The 12,748-nt window shown below is 53.9% G+C and carries 8 protein-coding genes; all 8 read left to right on the top strand.

Annotated features, from left to right (window positions below; genetic code table 11):
* The first annotated feature begins 24 nt into the window (after nt 1-24).
* On the top strand, nt 25-489 hold the full coding sequence (locus ACL7TT_RS14585; RefSeq protein ID WP_413396455.1) for a hypothetical protein: 465 nt from the start codon (nt 25-27) through the stop codon (nt 487-489).
* A 38-nt stretch (nt 490-527) separates the two neighbouring features.
* Nucleotides 528-674 carry a hypothetical protein gene (locus tag ACL7TT_RS14580; protein ID WP_413396453.1) on the top strand — a complete coding sequence of 49 codons (147 nt, stop codon included), beginning with the start codon at nt 528-530 and terminating at the stop codon, nt 672-674.
* A 5-nt stretch (nt 675-679) separates the two neighbouring features.
* Nucleotides 680-2,914: a phage tail length tape measure family protein gene (locus ACL7TT_RS14575; RefSeq protein ID WP_413396451.1), complete on the top strand. Its 2,235-nt coding sequence runs from the start codon at nt 680-682 to the stop codon at nt 2,912-2,914.
* Between the two features lie 3 nt (nt 2,915-2,917).
* Nucleotides 2,918-3,307, top strand: a complete 390-nt coding sequence (locus tag ACL7TT_RS14570) for a hypothetical protein (protein WP_413396449.1) — start codon at nt 2,918-2,920, stop codon at nt 3,305-3,307.
* Complete coding sequence (locus ACL7TT_RS14565) at nt 3,307-8,358, top strand: hypothetical protein (protein WP_413396447.1); 5,052 nt, start codon at nt 3,307-3,309, stop codon at nt 8,356-8,358. The genes ACL7TT_RS14570 and ACL7TT_RS14565 overlap by 1 nt, the downstream gene beginning before the upstream one ends.
* Nucleotides 8,359-8,371: 13 nt before the next feature.
* Entirely contained in the window at nt 8,372-8,737 is a 366-nt protein-coding gene (locus ACL7TT_RS14560) for a hypothetical protein (protein WP_413396445.1), read from the top strand.
* A 554-nt stretch (nt 8,738-9,291) separates the two neighbouring features.
* Nucleotides 9,292-9,723 carry a hypothetical protein gene (locus ACL7TT_RS14555; RefSeq protein ID WP_413396443.1) on the top strand — a complete coding sequence of 144 codons (432 nt, stop codon included), beginning with the start codon at nt 9,292-9,294 and terminating at the stop codon, nt 9,721-9,723.
* Between the two features lie 1,348 nt (nt 9,724-11,071).
* Nucleotides 11,072-12,712: an acetolactate synthase large subunit gene (locus ACL7TT_RS14550; RefSeq protein WP_413396441.1), complete on the top strand. Its 1,641-nt coding sequence runs from the start codon at nt 11,072-11,074 to the stop codon at nt 12,710-12,712.
* The last annotated feature ends 36 nt before the right edge of the window (nt 12,713-12,748 follow it).

The following is a 12,748-nucleotide window of genomic DNA, read 5'->3' as shown; positions in this document are numbered from 1 at the left end:
ACACTTTGAAAAATCGAGGAGCTTATGCCGCTAACACTAAACCACGATGGCTTAACGCCCTATTGGTACACACCGAAAAGCTATGCCGAAGAGGATAATCCTCCACAGCTGCAGCTTTCACCGCTCACGCAACGACAGCTGGCCGATGTGATGAATGACAGTAAAAACACCAGCACAAACGGCATCGTTCCCAGCCCGGAAGCCAGAGCGTATTTGTTTCGGTGTGGTATTACCGCATGGCGCAATATTCTGGATCGCGAGGGTAAGCCAATAGATTTTTCCCACGAAAATCTACAAAGCCTGCCCTGGGGGTTGCAAATCGAGGTGGCGAACCGATTGGTGATCGACGCCCTGCTCGGTGAGGAACAGGAAAAAAACTTGCCATCGCAATCAGCGTCGCCCGAGATCCCCGCGCCTTTGATTGCGACCACTGCAAGTGGGGACGCCACTGCAACACCGACAACCCCGCGCCCTTCCCAAAGTGGGTAATACCCAACGTTATTGAATCCCGCACCTGCTTAAAACCCATGGTCACTGCCCACAGCGCCCGGCTGTTGCACCTGCATCAGCATTATCGTGCGGGGCATTTGTATGTGGCCGGTGGTATTGCGGATCAACCCAACGTCTATTTGGAAGCGATGGCAGTCATTGAGCGACTGGCCAGCGCCGAGTAACTGTTATGTCGGACCGGTATCATTTTGCAATCCAGGGTGATGATCGCACTGCACCCATGTTCCGGCGCTTAAAGCGCAATATGCGTAATAACGCCAAAGAGGCCGGCGTACTGCAACGCTCCATGCGTGGGGCGGCTCAGGGGGTCGCATCGATTGATGGTCCGCTCGGGGGTGTTTCCGGTCGAGTAGGTGCGCTTAACGGTCTGCTTACCAGTGGCGCGGCCAGTTGGGGGTTGTTTGGTGCCGGTGTGGCCGGCGTAACTGCCGTGCTGTACAAAAGTATCCGCGCCGGTGAGGAGATGGAGCGGCAGCAGCTCAAGATTGAGGCACTGCTGAAAGCGACTGGCGGTGCCAGCGGACGCACCGCGCAGCAACTGGACGAACAGGCGCGTTCGGTTGCGCGTGCGACCCTGGCCAGTGTCAGTGGTATTCGCGAGGCGCAGGGGATTCTTATTACTTTTAAAGGGGTACAAGGGCCTGTTTTCGATAACGCCATACGCCTGAGTCAGGATATGGCAGCGGTCATGGGCGGCGATGCCAAAAGTGCAGCGCTACAGCTGGGTAAGGCATTAGAAGAACCCTCTACGGGATTGACTGCACTCAGGCGCGCGGGTGTGAGTTTTACCGAAGCGGAAAAAGAGCAGATTAAAACCCTGCAGCAATCGGGTCGCGTCGCCGAAGCCCAGCGCATGATTTTGCTCAAACTTGAGCAGCAGGTGGGGGGTGCCGGAGCCGGTGAGGCCGGTGGTCTTACCGGTGCAACGGATTCCCTCGGGCAATCCTGGCAGGAGTTTCTCGAAGGTCTGAGTGAAACCACAGATTCTACCAGTATCGCCACAGCGGGGATTCAGAAATTAACGGAGGTTGTGGATACCTTTCGTCGGGGCCTTGCACCCACTGAGGAGGAGCTGCAGCGTGCCCAGTTTGCCGAACTACACAAACAGTACACCTGGCATCAGCAGATGCTTGCCAAAGCCGAAAGGGAAGGCGTTCGAATACAGATCGAGATTCATCGCAATAAATCGGAGCAGTTGCGCAGCCAACTGGTGGCACTGCAGGGTCACCAGATTGCCGCCCAGAAAAAACTGCAGGATAAGCAGCGTGCGGCTGAAGCGGCTGCGGCGACTGCCCGAGAGCAGGCGGAGCGCGATCGCATTGCCCGCGAGCGGGTGATGGCAGAAGAGGCTGGTGGCGCCCAGTTAATACAACTGGATCAATTCCTGGCCGATCAGCGCGGCAAAATTCAACTGGACCATGAACAGCGGTTGCAGCAGATTGCAGCATTGCACATTGCTGAACAGGAACTGACCAGGCGTGGCTTCGATTCCATTGAAGCGCTGCGCGAAGAATACGCCGCACGTGAGACAGCACGCTATCAGATGGCACTGGCCGCTGAACAGGCGCGTGCCGCCAACGACGAAGGGCATGGCAATGGTGTCGGTGCCGATGGGCTTACCAATCGCGAGCGCGAGCAGATCGTGGCCAAACTGGAAACCCTGCAGCTTTCCTGGCTTACGGAAATGGAGCAGCTGCAGGTGCAGCAGGACGAGGAGATGGCACTGCTCGATCAAGCCTACATCTCTAAACAAGAAATCTTGGCTGAACATCTGGCTGCCACTCAGGCAACCGAAGAAGAATCTCGTCAGGCCAGCTTAGCTCTTGAGGGGGAGTATCAGCGTAATTTAACCCTACTGGAAAAAAAGCACGCTAAGGATCGAGAGAACCTGGATAAAGCCAGCAGTAAAAGCGAGCTGCAAATGTTTTCTACAGGCGCAAAACAAATTTTTTCGGCGGCTTCCGCTCACAGTAAAAAGATGGCAAAACTGAGTAAGGCTGCGGCTATCTTTGAAACCGGCATCTCCCTGGTAAAAAATATTGCCCGGGCGTCAGAGATTGGATACCCGCAAAATATTCCCATGATTGCCGGTGCTGTTGCACAGGGTGTGAAAATTGCCGGCATGTTGTCGGGTCTGAAAGCGCCCAGTGATGTTAGTGCCGGCAGTGCTAGCGGTGCCCCGACCGCTGCACCGCAGCCGCAGAATAATAGCTTGGATGGTATCAACCAATTCGCCAGCAATGACGCCCAACAACCACAGTCTCTGTACCAGCTCATCATTCAGGGCGATGTCATTGGTGATAGCAGCGAACGATTTATAGAGGACATCCAAACCAAGATGGAAAACGGGGATCTGTTGCTTTTTAGCAATAATAGCCGTCAAGCCCAGGAACTGAAGGGGTGACCCATGTTGATTACATTTACCCCCACCCGTCTGGTCACCGGCGGCGACGGCAAGCTGGAAATCGGTCTGCAGCAATACGACAGTCACGATCGAGCCGAGGGCAAGGAGCACAAAGCCCTGTCCGGTTATACGGAACACACCGCCTACCGTATCGAGCGTCACGCTGTATGCCGCACACTGCCCGTTCGGCTGACCCAGGCGCAGTTGGATCAATGGCGCGAGTTCGCGGCCAGTTGTGCCTTCGGTGAATTCTTTACCTTCGATGCCCTCGGTACCGAGGCTGTCCCGGATAATCCGCAAACCGTGCAGCTGAAATTCAAATCCTTCAAGGAAAAACGCTTGCCCGGCCAACTGTTCGAATTTGGCTTTACCACCATTCAAGTGATTGCCTGATGCGTAACAACTCAGAAACCTTCGACCTGGAAAACCAGTCCCCCCAGCGCGCGCTGCGCCTGGTGGTGGAGATCGGCTATGACCTGCCGCTGTATATTACCTCACATCGGGATATTCCCGCCCTGCCCGCCAATGCCATTCTGGGTGCCTTAAAAAAATGTTCGGCCACCAGCCAGCGCCTGTTGCCGGAGCAAGGCAGAGCGGAGATCGGTACCATCCAGTTTGAGGTGGTGGATATCGCCGGCCAGCTTTCTTATGTGCTGCGCGACGAACTGGAACAGGGCAATGGCATCAAGGGCCGCACTGTGCGTCTGTACCAGGGGTTTACCGGGTTGGACTGGTCGGATTTTCGCCTGGAGCAGACCCAGATCGCCGAGGAATCCATTGCCTACAGCGAAGGGGTGTACCGGGTGCGCTGCCGGGATATCCAGCGCGAGATGCGCCGGGAACTGTTTGTGCCCAACAGCACGCGCCTGGCTGCGGATTTTTCCAAGACCCAGACCACCCTGCAGGTATTCGATACCAGCCGCTTTGAACCCAACCCCCATACCGCCGCCTATGGCGACGCCCCCAATCAATCCGTTTACTACCTGAAAATCCAATACCAGGACGGCTTTGAAATTGTGCGCGCCAGCGGTAAAACCGCCAACCGTTTTACCGGCTGTGCCCGCGGCCTGTTCGGCACCTATGCCCGCGATCATGTGATCCCCACCGACAACGACGACGAGCGCGGGATTGCGGTGGAGGAATTTATCTACCTGGAAGGGCCGGGCCCGCAACTGGCCTATGCCCTGCTGACCGGTCTTGTGCTCGGCACTAATTATACCTTGCCCGACAACTGGCACCTGGGTATCGACCCTGCGCTGGTGGTGCGCGACGAGTTTGAAAATATCGGCGCGGACCGGTACCAGCCCGGTAATCATAGCAAGGGTAAAATACTCAGATTTGATGGTTTGAAAAAAACCGACGGTAAAAAGTTTATCGAGACCGAGATTAATTTATTGCTCGGTGCCTTTATGCCGGTCAATGCCGCCGGGCAACTGGGCCTGCGTCGTATGGCCGGGGTGCTGGCCAATGCCGCCACTGTGGCTGCCATTACCGCGGACGAGGTTACCCGGGCCGGTGAACTGAAATACAATCTGGCCGGTGTGCGCAATGTGTTTGCGATTCAGTGGAGCTGGTTCGAGCAACCGGGTTTCGATGGTAAATTCCTGCGTACAAACCAGTTACTCGATGCCGATTCCATTGCCGTGCATGGCGAAGCCAAACCCCACACCCTGAAATTCCGCGGCCTGCACAATACCCGCCACACCTACACCACCATTAAAAACACCTTCGACGCCCTGCGCGATCGCTTTGCCGGCCCGCCTTTAACTTTGCGTTTGGGGCTGCTGCCCAGCAATAACGACCTGGAGGTGGGGGATATCGTCAGGGTTACCCTGCCGCAGCTGCGGGATCATTCACAGGAGGTGGCCGACGGTATTCTGGATCGCGCCATGGAAATCCAGCGCCTCAGTGTGGATCAGGTCTCCGGTGCAGTGTCGGTGGACTTGTTTGGCAGCTACCAGCCCGCCGGCAGGATCGATGACCAACCCGACAGCACCGGTGCGGAACTGCCGGACAGCTGGTATAGCGCCGAAGGCACCGCCATGACTGTCGCCGGTCTCAGTATCGACAGTAGTGGTTTTTTAACTGCGGATGGCAGCCTCGCCGGCAACCCAAATAGTCGAGCAGTGTTTTATTATCCGGGGGATTTAACCATTCCCGCCGGTCGGACCTTGAGCGTCAGTGGCAATGCGGAACTGCGCGTGCGCGGGGTACTGCAGATCGACGGCACCCTGCGTGGTGTGCCCAGCAATGGCGGGCGGGGTTTTTTGGGTTCCTGTCGCGGCGGTCCCGGGCGGGTGATCGGCAAGTACACGTCCGGCCATCTTTTCGAAGGAAGCCGCGGGGTTGTGATCACCGGACGCAATCCGGTGATGCCGCCACTCAATATCACCAATGAGGGTGGGGATCTGCAGGGCATACCCCATGACCTGCGTGGTACTGGTGGCGCCCGCGGTGGCAATTCCTTTCGCTATTTACGCAACGATCCAAGTTATGAGCCGGCGGGGTTCGGCGGCAATGGTGGCAGCGGCGGCGCCGGTCTGGCGGTGATCGCCCGCGGTATCGCGTTGGGTGTGTCCGGGAAAATCGACAGCTCCGGTGGTGATGGCGGCCCCGGTCGCGGTGTTGAGCTAAGGCCTGTCCCCGGTGGCAGCGGCGGTGGCGGAGCGCCCGGCGGTGTAGTGCTACTGGTGGACGGCACCGGCAACCCCATGCCGGTACTCAGCAACAATAAACTCATTGCCTGCTATGGCCACAGTCCCGACGCCCCCGGCAGTGCCGGGCTGGGGGATCACTGTCTCGGCACCAGTGCCGCACGGCTTTTGTTCGTGCCCAAATCCCGCACGCCTTATGACGACTACGAGGACCCGGCGCTGGATCCCAGTGTGCAACAGGCCATTGATGCCGCTGCCGAGGCCCAGGCCGACGCCTCCGCAGCCCTGGCAGATCTGGATAATATCGCCGCGGACGGCATACTGCACCAGAACGAAAAGCTGCAGATTATCCGCGAGTACGCGCAATTACTGGCCCAGCAGGCGGGGCTTGAAAACCAGGCCGGCGGCGCCGGCCTGACCACGGAAAAAGCCGATTACAGCGGCAACCTGGCCGCGCTTACCAGTTATCTCGGTGGTCTCACACCCGTCTGGAACAATACCAGCGCGGATACCCCCATCAGCCGCACCCTCTGGAACATCAACTGGCAGGCGGCATACCGTGCGCGCAACACCCTGCTCAACGCCATCGCCCAGCAGGCCCGCGAAGCCGGGATGCTCGGCGCCGCACTGCAATTTAAATGGGACCGCAGACCGCTGGGGTTGAGCTGGCCTGCCAGTACAAACTATGCCGGCGGCACCAAATACACCTTTAACGCCAGTGCCGGGCGCGGCTATCTGCATGTACTGGCCAATGATGCCGAGGGCGGTGCCCGGGTGGGTCTCAACGGCCATGAAGTCGGCGTGATGCGCGGCGACGATGGGGTTACCCAGTGGTACAGCTTCCCGGTGACCTTGCTGGCGGGCGCCAATGAGCTTTCCGTGTGGGCCAGCAGTGGCGACGGCGGCACCTACGGCAGTTTGGTGGTTACCCTCGGTGGCAGTGGCGACCCGGAGGCCCTGCTGGATGCCTCTGTGGCCGATGCCAGGGCCGCCGCCGCCGAAGCTGCCGCTGCTGATGCTCAGACCGATGCCACCGAGGCACTGGCCGACTTAAATACGATTGCCGCAGATGGCAAGCTGCACCCCGGGGAAAAACCCCAGGTTATCCGCGAGTACCATCAACTGCTCGCAGAGCAGTCCGGCATTGAAACCCAGGCGAACCGTTACGGTATTACCAGCGAGAAAACCGCCTATAGCGGAGCCATTACCGCCCTGTCGGATTATCTCAGCGGTACCGGCTGGAACAATACCGCCACGGTCACCACCATCAATCGCAGCACCTGGGATAATAAATGGCAGGGGGTATACACCCAACGACAGGCACTGCTCAATAAAATTGACCAGATTGCCGGCTCCCAGGCGGACTGGGACAAAATCTATGGTGACAATAAACCGGAGAATAATGCCACCGTGGGGGCCACGCTTGAGGAGCGGGCACAGTTTCGCACCACGCGTCACACCTTTCTGGAAGCTTTCGAAACGTCTGACTGGATAAACGCCTGGACCCGCTACACTGGCGCAGGTGAGATGGCTGTTGGCAGTGGTCTGACGATTTTGGGCGGTCGTAGTGCCCTGCTGGGCAATAATACAGATAATGATACCGTAGGCATTCACCACAAGGATCTGATCCCGTTTGATCCCAACAAGCTCTACCGGCTGGAGATACGCCTCTATAAATACCGGGATACCGATCCAAACCGCATTATGTATCTGGGTGTGATGGGGTTTGATTCCAATCGAAACTACTGCAACATCACCGGGGCTGATTCCGTTTCCTCACAGCATTATATGATTGCCAGTGGCCACAACGCCGCACACGCGTGGATCAGGTATATCGGTTATATTAAAGGCAACGCAACGGGCAACGCCTCCTACAGTGGAGCCTTGGGGGCCAACCATATCGGCAACCCTGCCAAGTTACACGCCAATGTGCGTTATTTCTCGCCGCTGATTCTGGTCAACTACGGAGCTACCGGCAGAACCCTGATCGACTACGTCAAGATCGACGTGGTGGAAGTACAGGATCAGCGCAACCTGCCATTAATCCAGTCCGCCATTGCCAGCCTGCCCACCAGCTCCGCACTCTCCGCCGCCGATGCCGGCAGTACCGCCAGGATTTCCATTGCCGCACACTCGGTGCAGTTTGATTTTGGATTGGTGAACTATAACGCCGGCAGTATTAGTGGCTTGTCGTTCAGCCGAAAATACTATGTCTATTGTGATGATCCAGGCCCCCAAGGCGGAGCTGTCACCTATAAGGCCACCACCATCTATTCCCAGCTGACCGCCGGTACCTGGCGCCGTTCGGTCGGCACTATCCGGACACCTGCCAATGGCGGTGGCGGCACCGTGCCGGACGATCCCTGGTGCGTGGCTGCCGGCACCTGGTTGACAGAAAAGCTGCAGGCGGATCATTGCAAAGCGGGGGATCAGATCGACTGCTGGGATATTGGCGATAGCGATACCCACTTGGCACCCATTCACAAAGTTAAACCCCAGGACGAAGTGCCTTGTGTACTGCTTACCACGGCAAGCGGTGCCCAGGTGATTTGCAGCTGTGAGACCCCCGTCACTGATTCTCAAGGCACAGTGTACGAAGCCCAGCACTGCCAGGGGGTGACACTGGGTGTGCTGCATGAAGAGGAACCGCTCACCTGGGAAACTGTCGAGCGGGTCGAATGTGCCGGCCTGCGCACCGTGTACAAGATCAGTGTGGGTAATATCAGCTATGCCGCCGGTGTGGATTCCCGGCACAGAGTCATTACCCACAACCAAAGGCACAAGCCCTAATAAAGGAAGCAACATGGTTGAATACATACAAGCCAGCGGTATCAGCAATGCCGGAGAAGGCGAGCACTTTTATGAACTGACCAGCGGCATCTATGTCGGTGATATTGTGCGCATCGCACAGGTACGCAACCCCATTGATCTGGACGAGGACGGCAGCCCCGACCAGTTTGCCTACAAGATGATCGGTGCCTTTGTTACCACGGATAACCAGGTGCGCAACAATGCCGCCGGCACGCCCTGGCAAACCCCAGGCAAGGTGGAAACCCTGCAGGCCTCCGCTGTTGCAGAGGGCACGGAGAATGAAGAGGTCAATAAAGGCGCTTGGCGCATGGAGTGTATCCAGCGCACGGTGAATCTGCGGGTAGTGATTGGGGAGTGAAAGAATTCCTGTCTGCCTATCACTCAAGTATAAACATTTGTCTTTGCCGTCCTTATTTTGGCGATAGTATTCAGGATAAAAGTTGCCGGCACGTATCATGTAGCAAAGAACTTATGGGCATCTCTAAAAATCACTAATTTTTGGTATAATACTACTATGCAGGAAAAATCCAAAATCATAGCGTAATGCAACCCAGTTTTTTGATCTCGAAGACCGTTATCACAAGCTGAATGAGCGCGATTCTATCGTTGAGCGAAATAAACTGGTTACTTGGATAGACTTTCGTACTACTTTGAGCGAAGTTCACACAAAGAATCGTAAGAGCAATAATGGCAGAAAGCTATTCGATAGCTTGATGATATTTAAAATGCTGATACTATAGAGCTTGTGCAATTTTCGGATGACAAGTTAGAGCTTCAAAGGATATGTGAGAGGCAGCTATGCCCCATGTTGAGGGGGCATCTGTGATCTTTGGTTGGACAACCCTGAAATTGAAGCTTGGCCCAGTAATATGAAAAGGGTGCATACCTGAATAAAAAAATAAGGAACTATATATGTTTAAACAATTATCTTTAACTCTCGCATTAGCAACCGTATTTACGAGTGCAAATTCTTTTGCAGCAGATTGTGCAACTACGTGGAAAAGAGTTCCTATAGCGTGGGAAACTATTTACTCATATCGAAATGAATGTGCTTATTTTATCAAAACCTCTTACATAAATAATGACGGCGAAACTATCGAAGTAGAGGGTGCTGCTAGCTATGATACTTCTTGGAGTACTAATTTAGACAACGTTCGTTGTCCTGCCAGTTCTATAGGCCAAATAACCTACTCAAACATATCCAAACCGGAAAAAACAATAGACCCTGAATTTGGTCATATACCTTTGTTCTCAGCGGAATTAATAGTTAGAGAAGAAAGAGGGGAGCCGACAGAATGGGATTTAGTTAACGTCACTACTCCGCCAGGGTGTATTCCAAGGTAATGTTACCAAAAGCCTGTTCACCACCTACATCAGGTTCGAGCTCTAGGTGGTAAATAAAACGCCTCGCGTTTCGGCCCGAGGTTTCGTATCTCACAGGATGCGCAGTTAGGCAGCTTTATTTTTTTGCTAGGGCCTATAAAGCTTTTTTAATACGATTCAGGATTTCACCTCTATGCGACAAATTTTGTCGCATAGCTTGTTGATGATGGACGGAATCAGAGTAAAGGAGACAAGGGCACTGATGAATGGATGCCACTCTATGTGCCAGTGCAAGCCATCTATGTTAAGCGGTTTATAGCGATAGTGGAGAAGTATGGTTTGAGTGTAACTGAAGAGGAACCAGCTCAGCACCAAAGGGCGACGAAGAAATACTGATTTTATATACAGTTTCAGCAGGGGGTAACTTTACCCACCTGTAGAGACTGCAAGGGGTAAAATGCTGGCTATACATACAGCAATTACCCCTAAAAATTAATTTACCCTATTGATATTATTGAATTTAAAATAGGATGGCGTAACCTGCTTCAAATCTGTCGGCCACGGACTCGAAGACTTCGTTGCGGCAAGCCTTGCCCATACCCAGCTCAAGGAGTTGTACACAGCGGACCCTCGCTGATCGAGGCGCGATAACGGAACAAAAATAATACAAGTCGGGGTGGCCTCCTGGCACTATAATTGGCTATCTTTGTGGTCTTACTAGTAAAGCAGGAGAGAAGAATACCCCTCTCCCAGGATCGTATGAGGTATGGATACTGATTACGAGCGTACAAGGATGTATTCACAGCGTGTCCTGGGAGAGGGGTATTCTTTCCTTTCGCCCCGGTAGTAATGCTCAGCTTTGGCTTGTGCTGTTGTGGTAACAATAATCTCTGCATATATAAGATCATAAAAGCGGGCTTTGCTCATTCTATAGGAATGAAATAGGTGTGTTCGAATATTGTGACCCTCTGCAGCCAGGTCGCAATACTGCAGGTGTATGGCAAGTCGGCTGATAATGGTTTAGGCGCCAATTGTCACCTTTATCACTTGGTTTTACCGGTACCCAAAATAATTATTTCCATGGGTAAAATCTCTCAATGAGACCTCCAAACCAAAATGCGATCCGCTGGCATGAATTACCAAAGGGGCAATAGAGAAAATTTACAAAAATTTGACCATACTCTGGTGGAAACTCTGCGTCATTTCAGCATATAACCAATTTTTTCTGCTTAACCTGGCGAGGGTAATGATTAACACGACAAATAATAGATTGTCTGCCTGGGGCGGTGCAATGGAAGTAACCCCGCCGGCCAATAAAACCCAAAAAAAGAACCAAATTTGAGAGCATAAGACTACAGGAGTTTCTTACATGAAAGCATCTGATCTGTTTGTTCACGCCTTGGAAGCAGAGAGAGTTGAATATATTTTCGGTATACCAGGGGAAGAAAATCTGGACTTACTGGAGTCTTTACGCGGCTCAAAAATCAAGCTTATCCTGACCCGCCATGAACAGGCGGCCGGCTTTATGGCGGCTACCTATGGCCGCCTCACTGGTAAATCCGGCGTATGCATTGCCACCCTTGGGCCCGGCGCCACCAACCTGGTAACGGCCGCAGCTTACGCCCAGCTCGGAGGTATGCCGATGGTGATGGTTACCGGGCAAAAGCCCATAAAAAGCTCCAAGCAAGGCCAGTTCCAGATTATCAATATCGTCGATATGATGCGTCCTCTCACCAAGTTCACCAAAACCATTGTCGGCGGTGATTATGTCCCCTCGCACGTGCGCGAGGCCTTCCGCCGCTCCGAGGAAGAACGCCCGGGAGCCACGCATCTCGAGTTCCCTGAGGATATTGCCCGCGAGCACTCCAGCATGCCGGTATTGGAAACCAGCTACACCCGCAGGCCTATTGCTGAGGAGAAAGCAATTCGCAAGGCTGCAGAAGCTATCACTGCATCGCGCAAGCCACTGTTGTTGGTCGGTGCCGGCGCCAATCGCAAACTCACGGCAAAGATGTTACGAAAATTCGTCGACAAGCTCGGAATCCCTACGGTGACCACGCAAATGGGTAAAGGCGTAATCGACGAATCAGGCCCTCACTTTATTGGCAATACAGCCCTGTCAGATGGAGATTTTGTACATCGCGCCATTGATCAGGCCGATCTTATTATCAACGTTGGGCACGATGTGGTGGAGAAGCCTCCATTTTTTATGCGCCCCGGCGGTCCCGAAGTGGTACATATCAATTTTAGTTCCGCTCAGGTGGACCCTGTTTACTTTCCGCAGATTGAGGTTGTGGGGGATATCTCCAATAGTTTGTGGCAACTCCATGAACATCTGGAACCTCAGGGACACTGGAGTTTTACCGACGCCCACCGTATTCGGGCTGCCTTGCAAAAACATATTCAGGAGGGTTCCAGTAGCGATACTTTCCCAATTCGGCCCCAACGCCTGGTAAAGGATGTACGGGAAGTCACGCCGGATAAGGGTATCATCGCACTCGACAACGGCATGTTTAAAATATGGTTCGCACGGAATTACCCGGCCCACGCCCCGAATACCGTACTTTTGGATAATGCCCTCGCCACAATGGGTGCTGGGCTGCCATCAGCAATGGCCGCAAAATTAGTGTGCCCAGAACGCAGAGTGATGGCCATATGTGGCGATGGGGGCTTTATGATGAATTCTCAGGAGATCGAAACTGCCGTGCGTCTGGATATGGATCTGATTGTGTTGATACTGCGCGATAATGCCTATGGGATGATTAAATGGAAACAGGCCATGATGGAGTTTCATGACTTCGGCCTGGACTTTGGTAATCCCGATTTTGTTGCCTATGCAAAATCTTATGGTGCTCACGGCCATCGGGTAGAAGCCACAGATGAATTGAAACCCTTGATTGAAAGCTGCTGCAAAGAGGGTGGCGTACACCTCATTGATGTCCCTATGGATTACAGCCACAACGACCGTATACTGAATCACGAGGTGCCGGATCTTTCCAGTAAGTTGTAGCCCTTTTTAGGGTTTCGAAACAATTTGAATATTGCC

The sequence above is a fragment of the Microbulbifer jejuensis genome (assembly GCF_047289955.1).
GTDB lineage: Bacteria > Pseudomonadota > Gammaproteobacteria > Pseudomonadales > Cellvibrionaceae > Microbulbifer.
Note: the sequence above shows the minus strand (reverse complement) of the source record. Positions and strands in the feature narration are given on the sequence as shown.